General features: G+C 31.8%; 20 protein-coding genes. 3 read left to right on the plus strand and 17 right to left on the minus strand.

What is annotated here, in order from left to right:
- Nucleotides 1–8 precede the first annotated feature (8 nt).
- The 13 genes from CXF54_RS00475 to CXF54_RS00535 all read right to left on the minus strand — a co-directional run bounded on the left by CXF54_RS00475 (nucleotide 9) and on the right by CXF54_RS00535 (nucleotide 10,427).
- Entirely contained in the window at nucleotides 9–326 is a 318-nt protein-coding gene (locus CXF54_RS00475; RefSeq protein ID WP_090836524.1) for a histidine kinase, read from the minus strand.
- Nucleotides 313–1,377 carry a sensor histidine kinase gene (locus CXF54_RS00480; RefSeq protein WP_101202008.1) on the minus strand — a complete coding sequence of 355 codons (1,065 nt, stop codon included), beginning with the start codon at nucleotides 1,375–1,377 and terminating at the stop codon, nucleotides 313–315. The genes CXF54_RS00475 and CXF54_RS00480 overlap by 14 nt, the downstream gene beginning before the upstream one ends.
- Complete coding sequence (locus CXF54_RS00485; RefSeq protein WP_101202009.1) at nucleotides 1,377–2,510, minus strand: FIST signal transduction protein; 1,134 nt, start codon at nucleotides 2,508–2,510, stop codon at nucleotides 1,377–1,379. Before CXF54_RS00485 ends, CXF54_RS00480 begins: the two co-directional genes overlap by 1 nt.
- Nucleotides 2,507–4,471 (minus strand): PAS domain S-box protein, encoded by a 1,965-nt coding sequence (locus CXF54_RS00490; RefSeq protein ID WP_101202010.1) that lies wholly within the window; start codon nucleotides 4,469–4,471, stop codon nucleotides 2,507–2,509. Before CXF54_RS00490 ends, CXF54_RS00485 begins: the two co-directional genes overlap by 4 nt.
- Nucleotides 4,471–5,010 carry a heme NO-binding domain-containing protein gene (locus tag CXF54_RS00495; RefSeq protein WP_090836532.1) on the minus strand — a complete coding sequence of 180 codons (540 nt, stop codon included), beginning with the start codon at nucleotides 5,008–5,010 and terminating at the stop codon, nucleotides 4,471–4,473. Before CXF54_RS00495 ends, CXF54_RS00490 begins: the two co-directional genes overlap by 1 nt.
- 3 nt (nucleotides 5,011–5,013) lie before the next feature.
- The gene (locus CXF54_RS00500; RefSeq protein WP_101202011.1) at nucleotides 5,014–5,427 is read right to left on the minus strand and encodes a response regulator; all 414 of its coding nucleotides are present in this window, start codon (nucleotides 5,425–5,427) and stop codon (nucleotides 5,014–5,016) included.
- A 130-nt stretch (nucleotides 5,428–5,557) separates the two neighbouring features.
- Nucleotides 5,558–5,842, minus strand: coding sequence for a hypothetical protein (locus CXF54_RS00505; RefSeq protein WP_101202012.1), 285 nt, complete (start codon nucleotides 5,840–5,842; stop codon nucleotides 5,558–5,560).
- A 120-nt stretch (nucleotides 5,843–5,962) separates the two neighbouring features.
- Nucleotides 5,963–6,328: an MmcQ/YjbR family DNA-binding protein gene (locus CXF54_RS00510; protein WP_101202013.1), complete on the minus strand. Its 366-nt coding sequence runs from the start codon at nucleotides 6,326–6,328 to the stop codon at nucleotides 5,963–5,965.
- 273 nt (nucleotides 6,329–6,601) lie between these two features.
- Entirely contained in the window at nucleotides 6,602–7,210 is a 609-nt protein-coding gene (locus CXF54_RS00515; protein ID WP_101202014.1) for a DUF4230 domain-containing protein, read from the minus strand.
- Nucleotides 7,211–7,960, minus strand: coding sequence for a cyclase family protein (locus CXF54_RS00520; RefSeq protein ID WP_101202015.1), 750 nt, complete (start codon nucleotides 7,958–7,960; stop codon nucleotides 7,211–7,213).
- 82 nt (nucleotides 7,961–8,042) lie between these two features.
- Nucleotides 8,043–9,170 (minus strand): radical SAM family heme chaperone HemW, encoded by a 1,128-nt coding sequence (hemW, locus tag CXF54_RS00525; RefSeq protein ID WP_101202016.1) that lies wholly within the window; start codon nucleotides 9,168–9,170, stop codon nucleotides 8,043–8,045.
- A 72-nt stretch (nucleotides 9,171–9,242) separates the two neighbouring features.
- Nucleotides 9,243–9,797, minus strand: coding sequence for a crossover junction endodeoxyribonuclease RuvC (gene ruvC / locus CXF54_RS00530; protein WP_090836545.1), 555 nt, complete (start codon nucleotides 9,795–9,797; stop codon nucleotides 9,243–9,245).
- Nucleotides 9,798–10,427, minus strand: a complete 630-nt coding sequence (locus tag CXF54_RS00535) for a cell envelope biogenesis protein OmpA (protein ID WP_101202017.1) — start codon at nucleotides 10,425–10,427, stop codon at nucleotides 9,798–9,800.
- Between the two features lie 49 nt (nucleotides 10,428–10,476).
- Here CXF54_RS00535 and CXF54_RS00540 point away from each other — a divergent pair, with 49 nt between their 5' ends.
- Genes CXF54_RS00540 through CXF54_RS00550 form a run of 3 tightly spaced genes read left to right on the plus strand, consistent with a single transcriptional unit; the run spans nucleotide 10,477 to nucleotide 13,356 of the window.
- Nucleotides 10,477–11,445 carry a lysylphosphatidylglycerol synthase domain-containing protein gene (locus CXF54_RS00540; RefSeq protein ID WP_101202018.1) on the plus strand — a complete coding sequence of 323 codons (969 nt, stop codon included), beginning with the start codon at nucleotides 10,477–10,479 and terminating at the stop codon, nucleotides 11,443–11,445.
- Nucleotides 11,445–12,578, plus strand: a complete 1,134-nt coding sequence (locus CXF54_RS00545) for a glycosyltransferase family 2 protein (RefSeq protein ID WP_101202019.1) — start codon at nucleotides 11,445–11,447, stop codon at nucleotides 12,576–12,578. The genes CXF54_RS00540 and CXF54_RS00545 overlap by 1 nt, the downstream gene beginning before the upstream one ends.
- Before the next feature lie 43 nt (nucleotides 12,579–12,621).
- Nucleotides 12,622–13,356, plus strand: coding sequence for a Bax inhibitor-1/YccA family protein (locus tag CXF54_RS00550; protein WP_101202020.1), 735 nt, complete (start codon nucleotides 12,622–12,624; stop codon nucleotides 13,354–13,356).
- A 3-nt stretch (nucleotides 13,357–13,359) separates the two neighbouring features.
- Here CXF54_RS00550 and CXF54_RS00555 read toward each other — a convergent pair whose 3' ends face one another.
- From CXF54_RS00555 to CXF54_RS00570, 4 genes are all read right to left on the minus strand, one after another.
- The gene (locus tag CXF54_RS00555; protein ID WP_090836554.1) at nucleotides 13,360–13,839 is read right to left on the minus strand and encodes a hypothetical protein; all 480 of its coding nucleotides are present in this window, start codon (nucleotides 13,837–13,839) and stop codon (nucleotides 13,360–13,362) included.
- 55 nt (nucleotides 13,840–13,894) lie between these two features.
- The gene (locus tag CXF54_RS00560; RefSeq protein WP_101202021.1) at nucleotides 13,895–14,596 is read right to left on the minus strand and encodes a PDZ domain-containing protein; all 702 of its coding nucleotides are present in this window, start codon (nucleotides 14,594–14,596) and stop codon (nucleotides 13,895–13,897) included.
- Between the two features lie 137 nt (nucleotides 14,597–14,733).
- Complete coding sequence (locus tag CXF54_RS00565) at nucleotides 14,734–15,876, minus strand: tetratricopeptide repeat protein (RefSeq protein ID WP_101202022.1); 1,143 nt, start codon at nucleotides 15,874–15,876, stop codon at nucleotides 14,734–14,736.
- Entirely contained in the window at nucleotides 15,877–17,253 is a 1,377-nt protein-coding gene (locus tag CXF54_RS00570) for a M56 family metallopeptidase (RefSeq protein ID WP_101202023.1), read from the minus strand.
- Nucleotide 17,254 lies beyond the last annotated feature (1 nt).

Raw genomic sequence — 17,254 nt, forward strand, 5'->3', positions numbered from 1 at the left:
GTTTGGATTTAAAGGTCTACCAGATATTTTGTAATCGTTGTTAAAATAGCTTCAAACTGTTCTTTCTCATCAGATTTACCATCTTCAAGACTTAACTCGTATGCTACAGCAACTTCATATCCTTTTTCGAGCCCTAAAATACTAATTTTATGCTTAAGTTTATGCACATTGTCCGCTGCTAATTTATAATTTTTAGCATTATAGTTATCAAAATAAATTTGTTTCTCTTCTGGAAACTCTCTTTTTATAATGTCTATTAATTTTTGTTTGAAGGCTTTATCGTCTCCAGATAAGCTGTCAATGTAGGATTGGTTAGGCTGTTCCATTTGGGGCTTTTTTTAAAGTGAAATAAAACGTGGTTCCAATACTGACCTGAGATTCAAGCCATATTTTACCACCGTATAATTCGACAATTTTTTTAACAATAGATAATCCAATTCCAGAAGAATCTGGATTATTCTCTAACTTCTCAAAGGTTTTAAAGATTTTATTAAAGTAGGTCTCTTCAATACCTTTTCCGTTATCTGCTATGTGAAATTGCCAAGAATCTTCTTGATCTTCAACACCAATTTTAATAACTCCTTGGTCTTTATCGTTGTATTTTATAGCGTTACCTATAAGGTTTTGAAACAGTTGTTGCAATCTGTATTTATCCCCTTTAATTATAGGTAATTTAGTTTTTGTAATGCTAATATGCTCTGGTATCTGTGTGCTTTTTAGTATTTCTTGAACTAGATTATCAGCATCCACATCATATACTTCTATCTGGTTTTTTCCAATAGTAGAGTATTCTAAAATACCACTAATTAAGGTGTCCATTTTTTCGACATTAGTCCTAATAAGATGTAGTGACTGTTTTCCGTTATCGTCAAAAATCTCACTATAATCTTGTGCCAACCAGGTGGTCAAGGTATCTATACTACGTAACGGTGATTTTAAATCATGAGATACCATGTGCGCATAGTCACTTAGCTCTTGGTTTTGATGCGCAAGCTCGTTTAACATGGACTGTTTTTGTTTATTCATCTTAACAATTTCTTTGGTTTGGTTATCAATAAAATCCACCAAATTAGAACCTGTTAACTCCACATCATCCGCTTGTTCGTCTTCTTTTAAATTATAAAATTTTAAAGTATCAATTACACTTTTAAGTTTATCAATAACTTCTTTTTGCTCTTCTGCTTCGTTTTGTAATTTTCTATTTGCCGCATACAACTCGTCAGAACTAATAGCCATAGCTCTCTGAATCATGCTAGATTGCTCATCAAAATTACGGTACGAGCTATCAATAGCATCAAAAAACTCAGTTAAATCACTGTTGTTTTTTAATTCGTCATTTAAGTATTTTCGAATTTGTCTTTTTAATAATGAATTCATTATTCGCTTATTAGCGTTATCGTCATTGTTTGATTATGTAATTGACAACTAGTCTCTCCATGAAAAGGGGCAATTTCTCCGTAAGAATAAAACCCTGTAGTTACGGCGTCATTACCTATAACCTCAATAACCTCTTCTATTTCTTCTTCAACACGTTGGTCTAATACTAACTTTCTACCAATACAACTTACTAATATTGCTAGTTCCGGTTTGTTTTTTCTGTACTGTAAAGCTTGTGTTGCAGCACGCTCTGATGCATTTGCAATATTATCTACATTAGTCATCATTAGCTGTACTTTAGAGTTTTCCTTAATATCTCCAGCTAAAATCACTGCATTTTCTTCTTCGTTTATATTTAAAATAGACCTAACTATAGATTGACTTTCGTCCGTAGAAGTCACATTTAAAGGGTACAATAGCGCTGCGCCAGGTAAATCTTTAGCCTTGTCTCCAAGATACTTTTTGTATAAATCTAGAGCGGGTTGCCCATCTAATTCAAATAAAATATTGTCTTTAGACTTGGTAACAATACGTTCTGGACCGAAAGGCGTCCATCCGCCATGGATTGAAAAAGAAATCTCTAAGCTATCACCATAAAAACCTATGGCTACCAACTCTCCTTCTTTAGGGTTTTCATTATAGGCTGCTAAAGTTTTTTCAAAACGTGCATCATCCCCACATAAACCTCCTGTAATTACTAAATTGTCCTCAGTAGCAGAGCTCATTCCTTTGGTAAGCTGACTTCCATTAATAAAACTACCCTCAGAGACTACAAAGACATATTTTAAACCCTCTTGAGGTAATTGCTTGATTAGATCGCTTCCAGTTTTGTAACTGTCTAAATCCGCATTTAAAACATTGCTGGTTTTAATTATAAATTTACTTTTTTCAAATTCAACAGCAGTAATAGTAATACTATCTTGATTTACGGTATTTGAAGAAATCTCTGCGCAAGAAGATGCAAAAACAATATGTCCATCAGGAAACAATTGTCTAATATCTTCATAAACTGCTTTATCCTCTAACATGTATCTATTACCAAAGACTAAAACCAACGGTTCTTTTAAGTCTTGTTTTTCGATAACATACTCCCAATCTTTATTTTTATGTTTTACTAACTGTACTGTTTTCATTGTTCTTTTTTTAATGTGAAATAAAAAGTGGTTCCGACGTTTGGCTCACTTTCTAGCCATATATCGCCTTCGTGTAGGGCGATGATTTTTTTAACGATAGATAATCCAATTCCTGAAGAATCCTTACTTTTCTTTAACGAGTGGAATATCTTAAATATTTTATCGTGATATTTCTTCTCAATACCAATTCCATTATCTTTAATTGAAAATTTATAATGACTTTTTAAATCCTCTACATCAATAATAATGCTACCACACTCTTTATCTATAAACTTAACGGAATTACTTATTAGGTTTTGAAACACCTGTTGTAGTTTGGTTTTATCTCCTTTTACAATTGGTAAGTCACTTTTTGTTTCAATTTTTATATGATCTGGTATGTACAACATGCTAACCAACTCATTAACCATGTTATTTAAATCTACATCTGACTTTATACTGTTATCAGCTCCAACACTAGAGTAATTTAAAACATCTGTTATTAGCTGTTCCATCTTTTCTAATGTAGACTCAATAAGTCCAAAATTCTGGAGACTTGCGTCGTCTAAAATCCCTTTATTATCCTCTTTTAACCAACTAACCAAAGCATTAATACTGCGTAAAGGCGATTTTAAATCATGAGATACTATGTGTGCATACTCTTGAAGCTCGTCATTACTTTTTTCTAATTTCGCTAATAAATTTTCTTTTTGAAGTTCTAAATTTTTAATTTCAGTAATATCCAAATGTATCCCGATAGATCCAATAACCTCTCCATCTATATTATAATTAGGAGCGCCACTTATTAATAAATATTTGACTTCTCCAGCTCTGTTTTTAACTTTAAGTTCATAAGAACTTGATTGACCTTTTAATCGTTTCTTGTTTTCTTCTAAAACAATATCAGACCCACCATCTATAGCAAATAGCTCTCTAGCATTTTTACCTTTAACTTCTTCCTGAGAATAACCAGACATTCTTTCAAAACTCTGATTAACCATTAATATTTCTTCATTTTTATTAACTTCCACCATACCCAGGTTCATGTTGGCGATAATATTATAATACTTTTGTTTTTGCGCCTCTAGACTTTTTCTATACGTTCGGTTTAAAGTTACATCTTTAAAAGTCCATAAATATCCTTTAGATTTTTCTCCTATTACAATTGGCGTATAGTTCCGTTCTAAAATTTTACCATCCAACATCTCCAACTCATCACCAAGCACTACTTTTTTATCCGCATCAATAGCACGCATGCGCTCTATAAAAGCCTCTGGATTTTTAAACAATACTTTATTTTGCTCTGATGCAGCTTTACAGTCTATTCCAACTAAATCTTTTGGACTTGCATTTATTCCGAAAAGCTCACAAAATTTATTATTGGTAAGTACAATATTTCTGTTTTCATCTTCTAAAACAATTCCGCTGTCAAGATTAACAACAAGAGATGCTAATCTGTTTTCGGACTCTATTAATTTTTCTTCAGATTTTTTTTGATCTGTAATATCTCTAACCACTCCCTGAGCTGCTACTGGTTTTTTAGCTTTATCAAAAATAACACTAGCATTGATGTGCACCCATTTAACCTCTTTAGATTTAGTGTAAACCCTTGCTTCATAATCTTTAAAAAAACCCTTATCAGCTAACTCCATGAAGGATTCCATAGCGTATTGGTAGTCTTTTTTGTAAATTAGGTTTTGAACGTTTATATCCTCTACACTAATATCATATCCAAATAATTTTGTGGCAGCTTCATTAAACTTAATTACATTACCCTTCAAATCCATAACCACGTATGCATCTATAATGTTTTCGAAAACACCTTCAAGCTGCGAGGACTTCTCGTCTACTAGCTGCTCTAATCTTTGGGAGGTAAAATAAAGTTCTCTTGATTTTTCTTCAAGAATTTTCTCTGCAGCTTTTCTCGCTGCCTTTTCCCTTTTTAAAGCACGTTCTAATATTTCTGATTGATTTTGACTCATTAATTTTTATGAATAACAAATCTAACTTCCGTTCCGTCTTCTTTAATTTTTTGTAAATCTATTGTTGCTGTCGAATTAAAATGAGCAAACGTCTTATTCATTAACCCTAAACCAAAATGATGCATGGCTCTGCTTGAGGTATAAATCATTATTAAAGAGTTTTCTGTTTTCTCAACAACTTCAAACGTTGGTAATTCTGCATCTGGATAAATTTTCCTAACCTCGACATGTATATGATTTTCTATAGAAGATATCATCTCGATAGGATCCTTATAAGTCGCCAAAAGTCCTGGGTAACTGTTCTCAATCACACTAAAAAAGTGCTCTGCATAAACTAATAATAAGTTATCTATGGAAATCCCAGTGTTTTCGCTTAAATGGGTTAATAATTGAAGCATTTCAGAAAAACTATATGTCCCAACTGCGGTATATATACCTTCAGACTCTAATGTAGAGCTAGTGATAATATTATCTACCATTTCTAGACCAAACTTCTCTTCTACTAATTCTAAAAATTCTGTAAAAACTATTCCTTTCATTATCTAAACTACTATTAATTCATTAACACTCCAATACGCTAACACCCTTTCAATCTTACTTACGTAATCTTCATATTTTAAAGGTTTGATAACATATCCTGCAACACCTGTTTTATAACATTCTAATAAATCTTTTTGATTATTAGATGTTGTTAAAATAATGGTAGGAATATATCTTAAGACATCATCCTTTTTTAAAATTTTCAAAAATTCTATACCATTAATTTTGGGCATGTTTAAATCTAATAAAATTATATCAGGTAAGTTGTCTTTTTGCTCTAATAATTCCAATGCATCTTCTCCATTATTGGCTTCAATAATTGTATGATCTAGCTTTAAAGTTGAAATTGTTCTATTTAACTTCATTACTTCTATCATGTCATCTTCAATAAGAAGAATTTTAAGTTTTTTAATCATTACGAGGGTATTTGTTATGAATTACCCGCAAGGTACTTTAATAGGAAAGTCGTTTATTTATAATTCGCTTAGAACGATTGTAGTGTCGGTGGATAGCGTTTAAGTGTCGACGAATGGAAAATGAGTTGTTTTAAACTGCTTTACAATATTGAATAGATTCTATTGTATTAACCTCTGCACTGTACTTAATACGCGCTAATTCTTGAAGAAAACTTAACTTATAACTATCTTCTTTTTTATTGTCTAAGTGCATTTCAAAACAAGAAATAAATTCTAATTGTTTTAAGCTAGTGTGTAAATTTTGAAAATGTTTAGTTTTTAAATCTGAGGTCTGATTAATGCCACTATTTTGATTTAGAGGAGCTGTATTTATAGAAAATACTTTTGAGAGGATAGTATTTAAAAATTGAGTCATGGTAATGAATTTAAGTAATTAATTATATCAAAATTACTTTTATAACCACCTCCATTTTTTAATTTTCTTTAGAACCAAATTATATGTCGTTAAACCGCATTTAAGTATCGATAAGCAAGCTTATTTCTTTAACTCTAACTGCATTTTTTTAGTCATACCTTTAACTACCATATCATAAGAATGGTCTATTAACTGTAAGATAAATTGAGGTTTCAATTCTGATTTATAGATATAAACAGTATTCCAATGTTTTTTATTAGAATGCCAACCAGGCACAATACTCTCATACTCTGCACGCAGTTGTAACGCATACTCTGGATCACACTTTAAGTTTATAGATGCTAATCCGTTATCCCATTTTTCTAAAGGGAATAATGCAAACATTTTATCCAATACTTTAAAGACTAAAGTATGTGCATCAAAAGGAAACGTCTCTGTTACTTTTGGTTTACTTAAACAGTAATTTCTAAGTTGTTCTATATCCATAGCACAACAATATAAGATTTATTTTTGCTGTGTCGCTTTAGATTTTCGCGAAGTTTTTTTAAACACCTTATGATTTGACTTATCATCTAGGTTAATTAAAGCAGGAATATCTAGACTTATTAAAGTCTCATTGATGTATTGTAGGAATTTATTCATAACTTGAGGTGTAATTTTCTGATAACTAATGTATTAAAAACAAGCCTTAGCCCAAATAAATATAATCAAAATAATCGATACTTCAGATTAAAAGTAAATAATATCGATATAATAACGTTATTTTAACTTTAATTTTTCTCCAGACTTAAGTTTAAGCGCTGTATAATCCAACTTCCAACCTATAGTTTCCACAATGTTCTCTACAAGTAATAAAGACTCTAACGCCTCTTTTCTTGCTACGCTATACAATCCACTTTCCGGCACCTTATCTCTAATATGTTGTTTTGCCTCCTCACTTAAATTAGTTAGATCTGTGGCTTCAAACTTATTAAAATAACCATCTTTTTTATCGTAGTAATTAATATTAGTCTCGATAGACAAGATTTCTGGTTGCGGAAAATGACTGATAGTTACTGTCTTTTTTTTATGATTTGAAGTTAATTCAATCTTATTAAAATCATAGCCAACATAAGCTTTCGCATTAATAACTACTAACGCTTTTTTCTTACTAGATACTAGTTTTAAAAAACGCTCTTTAACATCTTCATAGTGGTAGATTTCGGCAAAATCGCCTTCTACAGTAATAAACTTACAGACCTTTTTAATTTTGTCTAATAAGATTACAGATTGCGCTGATACCTTTTTTTTAGATTGTAAGTGGTTGTATAAAGTATAAATACCTAATCCAACAATACCGCCTATAATTAATGTAAAAAATGTTTCCATCTATTGTTCTATTTTATATAAAATGGGTTTACTTGGGGTTGCATCGTTTTCAATTGGTGCAATTTGAAGGTTTAAAACATACTTACCATCCTGAACTTTGTTTGGCACATAAATAAACTCCGTTATTGTAGCGTCTTTTCTAATCTTACCATTAAAATCCCAAAAGGCTTTGTGTGCTAATAATTTACCATCATCCTTTTCCTTGTCTACACTTGGTAAATCTATAAGTAAATGTTTAACGCCTATTTTTCTGATAAACAAGGCTGCTTCCTCTGTTAAATAAGGCCAGTTGGTATTGGAATACTGTCTAGATTTTTTCTCTTTAGTATTAGGCATTGTCCTAATAACTAAAGCCTGTGGTTTGCGTTGTTTTAATAAATATTGAAGCTGCGCCTTAGAAATAACCTGATCTTCACCTATTAATTCTGGTGCAACAGTAATGACTTCAGCTAAAAAGAAAAACTGTTTTAAACATTTGTTTACACTATAAAACTGCTCCGTAATATGACCAACACACTCTGTATGCGTCCCGTGTGCATGCGGATTAAATTGAATATTATTAAAGTTAATGGACGCACCTTTTTTAACACTTGCAGTCCAATCATTAACCACAACCGGCTCAATCTTTGGTTCGTCTAAATACCAAGCATTCGCATTGGTTTTTGACGCCCGAAGTGGCATTGATATATCTAAAGGTTGTGCTAAATTTACGGTGTACTTTTTGGTGTTTATGGTTATTGTAGAAATCATGTTAACTGTACTTGTTTCTGTGAGTTTTTAGGTTTTTTAAGTATGAGAATAGAAAATACAAATTAATACCAAAACGCGAAAATTAATTCAGCATAAATAAGTCCGAAGCAATCCCATCACTAAGAAACTTACCAGTTTTTGTTGTTTTTAAGTTGTTATCCTCAATATACAACATTTGTTTATTCACATACTGATTAGCTTGTTGCAACAAGTATTCCAAAAAGGGTTTTCCAAATTGTTTTTCGACCGCTGTTAATGAGACCCCCCAAATAGTGCGCAGTCCTGTCATCACAAATTCGTTATACTTATCATTTAAACTCAAAACCTCAACCTCTAATGGTAATTGCTCTTGGTTAATTTTAGTAATGTAAATCGTATTATTTTTTACATTCCAAGCACGTTCATTTCCATTAAAACTATGTGCCGAAGGTCCGATGCCTAAATAAGGCTTACCTAACCAATAGGCGCTATTATTTTTACTATAAAATCCTTTTTTTCCAAAATTAGACAACTCATAATGGTCAAAACCTGCCTGAGCTAGAGCTTCTATTAAAATATGAAACTGCTCATGCGCCAAGTCGTCATCCACATTATCAATTACTCCTTTTGCTATAAAACTAGCCAATGCTGTTTTAGGCTCCACCGTTAAGGCGTAACTAGAAATATGTGGCACTCCAAAGCTTAGTGCTGTTTGTATATTTTCTAACCACTCTGCATTGGTACTGTTTGGTATACCGTAAATTAAATCTAAACTTATGTTATCAAAATATTGGGTTGCTAGTTGTAAACAGAGTTTAGCCTCCTCTGCATTGTGAGCCCGATTCATTAAAATTAAATCTTTTTCAAAAAACGATTGAATACCAATACTTAAACGATTAATAGGGCTTTTTGCCAATGCCATTATAACGTCTTCATTTAAATCGTCAGGATTGGCTTCTAAAGTAATTTCCGAGTCATCGATAACTTTATAATTTAAATATACAGCATCAATAAGATATTGCAACTCAGCAGTAGATAGTACACTTGGAGTACCTCCTCCAAAATAGATAGTTTCTACTGTTGTATTTTTAAACTCGTCTTTACGCAGTTCTAATTCTTTGGCTAAAGCCGAAATTAACTGATCTTTCTTTTTCATTGACGTCGAAAAATGAAAATCACAGTAATGACAGGCCTGCTTGCAAAACGGTATGTGTATGTATATTCCTGACATTTAGTTTTTAATAAGTATTGGTGAGGGTCTTCTCGTTTTAAAGTAGATTTCTGCTTAAGCAGAAATAACAAACTACTTTTTTACACGCTTTTCATTCTGTTTAACAAAAGCACTCCAACCGGTATAACTTTTACCAATCTCTACACGTCCTTGATTATAAAAATGACACACAGCTGCTCCAAGTCCATCCATTGAATCTAGATTTTTTGGTAAGGTTTTAATCCCTAACATACTTTGCAACATTTTTGCAACTTGCTCCTTACTTGCATTTCCGCTTCCAGTAATAGCCATTTTAATCTTTTTAGGCGCATACTCTGTTATAGGCACTTCACGACTCAAACCAGCTGCCATAGCAACACCCTGAGCACGTCCTAACTTAAGCATACTTTGTACGTTTTTACCAAAGAAAGGCGCTTCGATAGCAATTTCATCTGGATGATGTGTTTCAATCAGCTCTATGGTACGTTCAAAAATAAGTTTCAGTTTTAGGTAATGATCATCGTATTTTTTTAAATCTAATTCGTTTAACTGAATCAGACTCATTTTTTTATTTACCACTTTAATCAAACCAAAACCCATGATGGTTGTTCCTGGATCAATCCCTAATATAATTTGTTCTTTGCTCATTTAATTACAAGTATAACAACCACTTAATGACACAGCCACACCAACGGTTACGGTTAACATATTACCATTAAAAGACCCAAACCCTTCTGTGATTGGATCAAAAGCATCTGCGAATCCTATAATATAAGATCCATCAACAAATGCGGATACTGTTCTACTGATCCCATAATGAAATTCCATTCCAGCCATTCCGTTTAAAAATGACGATTTATTATCGCCATAATCTCCTAAAGGTTTTATCATAGAATATCCGGGCCCAATATGAAAGACAACTCCAGTCTCCATTGGCAAAAACACAAAATCTGTGCTCGCGTCATACACAAACTGTAAATTAACACGCGTGTAATTGGTTTTAAATTCTGGCGTATTATCTGCATTTACAAAACGATGATATCCAAAATCTAATTTAGCTCCTAGTTTAGGTGTAAACATATTCTGAACGCCTAAATTTATAGTCGGAAAATTAATACTATTTGCTTCAAAAGGAGCAACTAACCCTTCTTGAGATGGACTGTTAATACCAACCGCAATAAGCGCTTTCCATTTACTAGTTTCTATTTGAGCAGTTACTGTACTTACAGTAAAAACAGTTATTAGGATAATACAATAGTGTTTGATTGTAGATAACATTGTGTAATATTTAGTTTAATTTGCAAGCGTCAACATTGGCGCAACTATTATGCACAGCAGCTTGCCTTACAAAACTAAACAATTCTTTTTTGTACTTATTAAATTAAGCATAGTTGTTGGTGCTTTTTATTTTATATATCACAAACTAACTAGAACTGACAGTCTAGATGTTAATGGTTTTTTTCAATTTTTAAAAGACAACAAAGTGTTTTCGATTAAAAATAGTGTGCTTTTAGTCTTTTTAAGTAGTTTAAACTGGTTTATTGAAATCATAAAATGGCGTTTTTTAGTGTCTAAATTAAAAGCGCTCACTTTTTTTGAAGCTCTAGAACAAAGTTTAGGATCACTAACTGCATCCCTATTTACACCAAACCGTATTGGAGAATATGGCGCCAAAGCCATCTATTACTCAAAACCCTATCGTAAACACATTTTACTAACCAATCTGATTGGTAATCTAATGCAAATGACAATTACCGTTGTTTTAGGAGGTATAGGTTTTGCCTTTTACTATAAGACTTATCCCATTAGTATCGATTTTTTAAAAATATCAAGAGGGATTTTAATCATCCTTAGTATTGCAATACTTTCCATTATCGGGATAAAAAAAACGAAGTACAAAATAAAAGGATTTTCTATTAAAAAAATCAAAGACTACCTAGCAACATTAGGTACTAATTACATTACAATAGGCTTATGTTTATCCTTTTTGCGCTATGCTGTATTCTCTTTTCAGTTTTATTATATTTTAATCCTTTTCGGAATAACACTAAGCTACCCAGAAAGCATGGTTATAATCACAAGTCTTTATTTGTTAGCTTCTATAATTCCGACCATTTCAATATTTGATGTTGTTATAAAAGGAAGCCTAGCCATTTATCTTTTTGGAGCTGCTAATGTTACCGAATTACCTGTTTTAAGTTGTATTCTTTTAATGTGGTTATTAAACTTTGCGCTGCCAAGTATATTTGGAAGCTATTATGTCTTAAATTTTAATCTCTCAAAACTCAATTCCTAATGGAAATTACGATTATTATCATTATTTTACTGTATCTATTTTTAATAGGTGTTTTTGTCATAGGCTTTGATAAAGTTAAAGAGTATAGACTTAGAGAACTCGCTCCAAAAACGACCTTTACGGTTGTTATTCCGTTTAGAAATGAAGCCGAAAATCTCCCTAAATTAATAGCTTCACTTTTAAACTTAAATTACCCAAAAGACTTATTTGAAGTCCTTTTAGTAAATGATGACTCCGAAGATCAATCGGTTGACATCATTCAAAAACACCTCTCTCAAAATAAAAGCAATCGTCTTTTTATTAAAACAATAGACAATCAAAGACTAACACAATCACCTAAAAAAGATGCGATAACAACTGCAGTTACACAAGCTAAACACGAGTGGATACTAACGACAGATGCAGATTGTACCGTACCTAATTATTGGTTAGACAGTTTTGATAATTATATTCAAGACCATAGTTTAAAAATGCTTGCTGGACCAGTCACTTACAACAGTAACAACAGATTATTTAACGCCTTTCAAACTTTAGATTTTTTAAGTCTAATTGGAGCAACAATAGGTGCTTTTGGAATCCGTAAACCCTTTTTATGTAATGGCGCTAATTTAGCTTACAAAAAAGATTTTTTTACAAGCCTAAATGGATTTGAAGGCAATAGTAATATTGCTAGTGGTGATGATATTTTTTTAATGGAAAAGGCCTTAAAAGAAGATAAAAATGCTGTTCATTTTCTAAAATCCGAGCAAGCCATTGTCAACACTGCACCACAAAAAAATATTAAAGATCTACTCTCTCAACGCATCCGATGGGCCAGTAAAACAAGACACTACAACAACACCTTTGCCAAAATTGTTGGTTTACTAGTTTTAATAGCCAATGCAAGCATTGTTATAAGTATTGTGTTAACAGCCTTAGGCTTATTTAAAACAAAAACTTTTGCTTATTTGTTTTTTATTAAAATTGCTATTGACTATTTACTACTTTATAAAACCAGTCAGTTTTTTAATAAACAAGAGACGCTAAAACATTATGTTTGGAGTTGTTTTATATATCCTTTTTTTAGCGTGTATGTTGCTTTTATAGCCTTATTTACAAACTACAAATGGAAAGGAAGATCCTTTAAAAAATAAGGACACTCTCCTAAAAAATCATACTTTAGTATCAAACTAACCTATGCGCTATTTAAACAAAACGTCTAACCCTGCCTTTTCAAATTATTTTTGGAAAGCACAGCCACGTGCTACAAAAAAAATGACCGTGACCGGTATTCTTATTAAAACACTGTATTGTTTATTAATAATTAGCAGCATTGTTTTAGCAAGTTGGAAACTACACACTAACGGTACAAGTATTAAATGGTTTACGTCAGGCGGAATGCTTGCTGCTGTTGTTATTAGTATTGTACTATCTGTTAGACAGCAATGGGCACATATATTAGTGCCATTATATGCTGTGGCTAAAGGTTTTTTTCTAGGCGGAATTACTGTATACGCACAAACACAATTTCCTGATTTACCTTATCAAGCTATTGGCGTGACACTAATTACCTTTTTTGTGGTGTTGTTTTTATATCAAACCAAACTAATTGCAGTAACCAATCGTGTAAAAAGTACTATTATAACAGTCTGTAGTAGCATTTTTGTAACCTATGTAATCTCATACATCTTAAGCTTTTTTGGAATACAATCTTTTATTTGGGGAACCTCATGGCTTGCTATTGGATTTAATGTCTTTGCTGCGTTATTTGCTGCCCTCTCCTTACTACTGGATTTTGATTATATAGAAAGACAAAAAAATAAAGCACCAAAATATAAAGAATGGCTAGCCACCTGGGGACTTTTAGTAACCATTGTATGGTTATATGTAGAAATATTAAGACTTATGAAAAAGTATGCGATCAGGTTTTAAACCCTACTCGTCAACCTTTAAAATTATAGGCAACTTAAACTGTGTTTTAACTTGCTGACCACGTTTTACCGCTGGAAATATTTTAGGCAAGGTGTTTAAACTTTCTGTTATTGAAGCTTCTAAATTGGGGATTTCATGGGTTGTTAAACTGTCAATTTCGATAGAATTTATTTGTAACTCTCCTTTTTCAGAAATCAAAAAAGACAACATAATTGTATCATTAACATCTTGATTAACAATAATGGTTTCATTTTGAAGACTTTCAGAAATATGCTTGGCTAACGTGGTTTCAAAACAATGTTTAATTTCTTGTTTTATCTGCAAACTTTCACAAGCCAAAAAACTAGGATAATTATCTACTTCGTTCCAATTAAAGGTCTTTAACTCTTCTTGATAAATAGCATCAGAGGTTGTTTTTTTTACGTCAAAATACTGGCAAGACACCACTACAAAAAAGAGTAAAAAAACAGCTATTTGTTTCATAATTAACTAATATAGCGGAAAAATACAACTTTTTTAGATGACTAAAACTTACTTACTAGTTTCTCTTAACTACAAATAGATTAGAATACGTTGTATCGTCTTTTGAGATTTTTAAAACGTAGATACCATCTTCAAGTTTGTCGACGTTTATTTCTTCGTTTAAATCTCCTTTTACAAAACGTTTTTTATACTCTTTTACAAGTACACCGTTTGTCATGTAAACAGCAAAACTATATTCACCTTGAATTACTTCTTTAAAAGACACGTTTAATTTACTTACTGCTGGATTTGGAAATAAGCTTATGTTTTCTTTAGATAATGATGATACTGCCTCATCACAACATACTATTTCCTGAACCACTTTGCTAGTCTTAGCACCTAAGGTAATGGTTTTAATTAACGTCCTACCATCTCTTAAAATTGTAAATCTTACCGCATCAAAAGGCTGGTATGCTTTAACAGCATTCATGGCATCACCACGTCTGTTAACAGCTTCACCATCCATAGCTAAAACCAAATCATATGGTTGTAATTTATTGTCAGCTGCTGCTGTACCTTCAATTACTTTTAAAATAATAACCCCTTTATCGGTCTTACTTTCTTTATCACAAGGACTTCCAAATTGCACTCCTAAAAAAGCTGTTTCGTAAACAATTTTATCAATTGTACACGTGTTTTTGCAATCTTGATTTATTTGCGCATTTGCTACAGTTGTAAAACATAATAACACAAAAACTAAAGGTAAAAATCTTTTCATACTAAACTATTTTTTTAAGAAATATGAAGATATAGTATTTTTCATACAATTATATAAATCAAATAAAAAAACTTTACTTTATAGATAAAATTCGTTGTTTTTCAGACCAAAAGCATGATTTACAAAACAAAGTTTGATTATTCGGATTTATTTTGAAAGTCTTGACTTTTTAATTCAGCAAGCTTTACGTTTAAAATTGGTATGTATTTACTACCAGGAAATCGTTTATTAAACGACTCTACCTCCTCTATTTTCGTGTCCATATTTTTATAAAACACCAACTTAGTATAAACCCTATAAAAATAAGCTGCTTCAGACCCAGGATTTTCTTTTAACGCTTTAGTAAATGCCTGAATAGCATCTGCATGTTTTTCTTGTAAATTATAAACAACACCCAGTTTTATATAAACCTCATCTAAAGGGTCTTCTTGCAATTTAATAGATTGTGATATATGCTTTTCAGCTAACAAATACTGAGTATTGCGCTGATAGTTTAATCCCAATTGATAGTGATTATAAGCGTCTTTAGGATCCTTTTCTAACGCCTTTTCTAAATAGGTAATAGCCTTGCTATAATTATAAACTTTACCATAAGCATACCCTAGTTTTTCGTTAACAAACTTTGTAGTTTCTCCTAATTCTAATAGTTTTAAAAACTGAGCTATCGCTTTGTGATAGTCCTCTTGCAGATAGTAACTTTGCCCACCAAGTGCGATTAGTTTTTTATTATTAGGATATGCTTTTAATCCTGTTTTAACATAATATTCAACTTTATCAAAGGACCTGTTTTTTAAATTATATTTAGCTAACTCATATATCGCTTTTTGGTTTGAGTCATCTAACTCAAAAACATTAAAAAAATAATCTTGAGCACTTATGTACTGCCCTAAAGCGTTAGACACTACACCTAAATAATATTGATAATTAGGATTATCAGCATCTGTAATAGCCAACTCTAATAGCAGCACTTCAGCCTCTTGCAACTTACCGGTTTGTATTAGTAATTTACACAGTTCAAATTTTAATAGCGCATTGCTCCGATTACTGTTTAATGCTTTATTATAATATGTTATTGCTTGATCATAATTTCCTAAAAACACATATGATTTTGCGATTTGTTGTGAATATGGTAACGCGTCTTCAAGCTGGTTATAATAACTAATAGCCTTAGCATAACTACCATAATTATACAAGCTATCTGCCACAGCCAAAACATTGGTTTGAGCCTTAGCATTAAAAAAAAATAACAGTAAACCTATAACAATAAGCAGTCGCTTCATTTAATTAATTTTAAAAATAATTGGCAAAGCATAAGTAACGTTTACCGTTTTACCTTCGTGCATAGCTGGAGTAATTTTCGGCAAACTATTAATTACACGTATAGCTTCTGTTTCTAAATCAGGATGAGGCGCACGCGCTTCAACATCATAAACCAAACCATCCTTATCAATTCTAAACATGACATTAATACGTTTTACGCCTTTTACTAAGCTTAAATCTTTCCCTAATTTTGTATTAAAATTAGTTGCAATATGTCGTGTCACTTGGTCTGAAAAGCATTTTTTCTGTTCAGATTTACCTGTTATTGACTGGCAAGCCTCAAACATAGGAGACTGATCTAATTTTGAAAATGGCACCTCTATTTCCAAATTTCTAGCATCATCTACATCCACATCTTCTACGATGGTCATTACTCCAACATCTTCACCAGTAGTCGTTACTGCAACATCTTCTACAACGGTTATTACTTTTGGTGTTATTTGATTACTATCTGAATCTTTTGATACGGGCTCCCCATTGGAACAAGAAGAATACACTAACATCCCTAAAACCATAGGGATTATTAATAAATACTTAATTAACTGCGTCTGATTTGATTTTGATTTTTGTAACATAATGATTCGTTTTTTGATTAATGATTGTTTGAAAAATGGATTGATAAAAGCACAGTTTTTAACACTAAAAACCTGCTGTAATAACTGTTGGTAATATTCTGTTTTACCAACTTTTACCGCATTGTGATCGGCAATATATTCATGTAGATTACTTATTCTATTTTGATAGAGATATACTAATGGATTACACCAAAAACCTATTTTTAAGGCTTCAAACCAAAGTAAATCCAAGGTGTGTTTATCGTTGGCATGACTACGCTCATGTGCTAAAACATGATGTATTTGGTCTGCTGAAAGCATATCTCCTAAACACACGTAATTAAAAAAAGTAAAAGCAGAATCGGAGCCTTTTAAAGTTACAATGGTAAGACCATCTTCTTTAGCCTTGGGATTAACTGCTATTATCCTTATTATTTTAATTAACTTGATTAGAAAGAAGACTAGCATTACAACCGAAACCAAAACATATAGATTAGCTATAGCGCCTAATGAAGCTGACCAATCCCCATTAAAACGACTTGCTTCTGAAGCTACTTGTCCAGTATTACCAATTAAAACTTCTGGTAAAGCAACCATATAACTGGTTGGAATAATCTTATTAAACCCCTCAATTTTCACAAAAGGAATAACTAAAGACAATACAGACGTGACTAATAAATAAACTCTGTTATAATTAAAAAACGTACCCTTTTTTAAAAACAGATCATAAGCCACTAAAAACAGTAGCTGAAACAGTATCGTTTGAAAAACGTAGTACATCATA

This window comes from Olleya sp. 1-3 (genome assembly GCF_002836085.1).
In the GTDB taxonomy this organism is placed as follows: domain Bacteria; phylum Bacteroidota; class Bacteroidia; order Flavobacteriales; family Flavobacteriaceae; genus Olleya; species Olleya namhaensis.

Coding starts and splice junctions, on each gene's coding strand:
- CXF54_RS00475 (WP_090836524.1), bottom strand. CDS start 326: ATGGAACAGCCTAACCAATCCTACATTGACAGCTTATCTGGAGACGAT.
- CXF54_RS00480 (WP_101202008.1), bottom strand. CDS start 1,377: ATGAATTCATTATTAAAAAGACAAATTCGAAAATACTTAAATGACGAA.
- CXF54_RS00485 (WP_101202009.1), bottom strand. CDS start 2,510: ATGAAAACAGTACAGTTAGTAAAACATAAAAATAAAGATTGGGAGTAT.
- CXF54_RS00490 (WP_101202010.1), bottom strand. CDS start 4,471: ATGAGTCAAAATCAATCAGAAATATTAGAACGTGCTTTAAAAAGGGAA.
- CXF54_RS00495 (WP_090836532.1), bottom strand. CDS start 5,010: ATGAAAGGAATAGTTTTTACAGAATTTTTAGAATTAGTAGAAGAGAAG.
- CXF54_RS00500 (WP_101202011.1), bottom strand. CDS start 5,427: ATGATTAAAAAACTTAAAATTCTTCTTATTGAAGATGACATGATAGAA.
- CXF54_RS00505 (WP_101202012.1), bottom strand. CDS start 5,842: ATGACTCAATTTTTAAATACTATCCTCTCAAAAGTATTTTCTATAAAT.
- CXF54_RS00510 (WP_101202013.1), bottom strand. CDS start 6,328: ATGGATATAGAACAACTTAGAAATTACTGTTTAAGTAAACCAAAAGTA.
- CXF54_RS00515 (WP_101202014.1), bottom strand. CDS start 7,210: ATGGAAACATTTTTTACATTAATTATAGGCGGTATTGTTGGATTAGGT.
- CXF54_RS00520 (WP_101202015.1), bottom strand. CDS start 7,960: ATGATTTCTACAATAACCATAAACACCAAAAAGTACACCGTAAATTTA.
- hemW (WP_101202016.1), bottom strand. CDS start 9,170: ATGTCAGGAATATACATACACATACCGTTTTGCAAGCAGGCCTGTCAT.
- ruvC (WP_090836545.1), bottom strand. CDS start 9,797: ATGAGCAAAGAACAAATTATATTAGGGATTGATCCAGGAACAACCATC.
- CXF54_RS00535 (WP_101202017.1), bottom strand. CDS start 10,427: ATGTTATCTACAATCAAACACTATTGTATTATCCTAATAACTGTTTTT.
- CXF54_RS00540 (WP_101202018.1), top strand. CDS start 10,477: ATGCACAGCAGCTTGCCTTACAAAACTAAACAATTCTTTTTTGTACTT.
- CXF54_RS00545 (WP_101202019.1), top strand. CDS start 11,445: ATGGAAATTACGATTATTATCATTATTTTACTGTATCTATTTTTAATA.
- CXF54_RS00550 (WP_101202020.1), top strand. CDS start 12,622: ATGCGCTATTTAAACAAAACGTCTAACCCTGCCTTTTCAAATTATTTT.
- CXF54_RS00555 (WP_090836554.1), bottom strand. CDS start 13,839: ATGAAACAAATAGCTGTTTTTTTACTCTTTTTTGTAGTGGTGTCTTGC.
- CXF54_RS00560 (WP_101202021.1), bottom strand. CDS start 14,596: ATGAAAAGATTTTTACCTTTAGTTTTTGTGTTATTATGTTTTACAACT.
- CXF54_RS00565 (WP_101202022.1), bottom strand. CDS start 15,876: ATGAAGCGACTGCTTATTGTTATAGGTTTACTGTTATTTTTTTTTAAT.
- CXF54_RS00570 (WP_101202023.1), bottom strand. CDS start 17,253: ATGATGTACTACGTTTTTCAAACGATACTGTTTCAGCTACTGTTTTTA.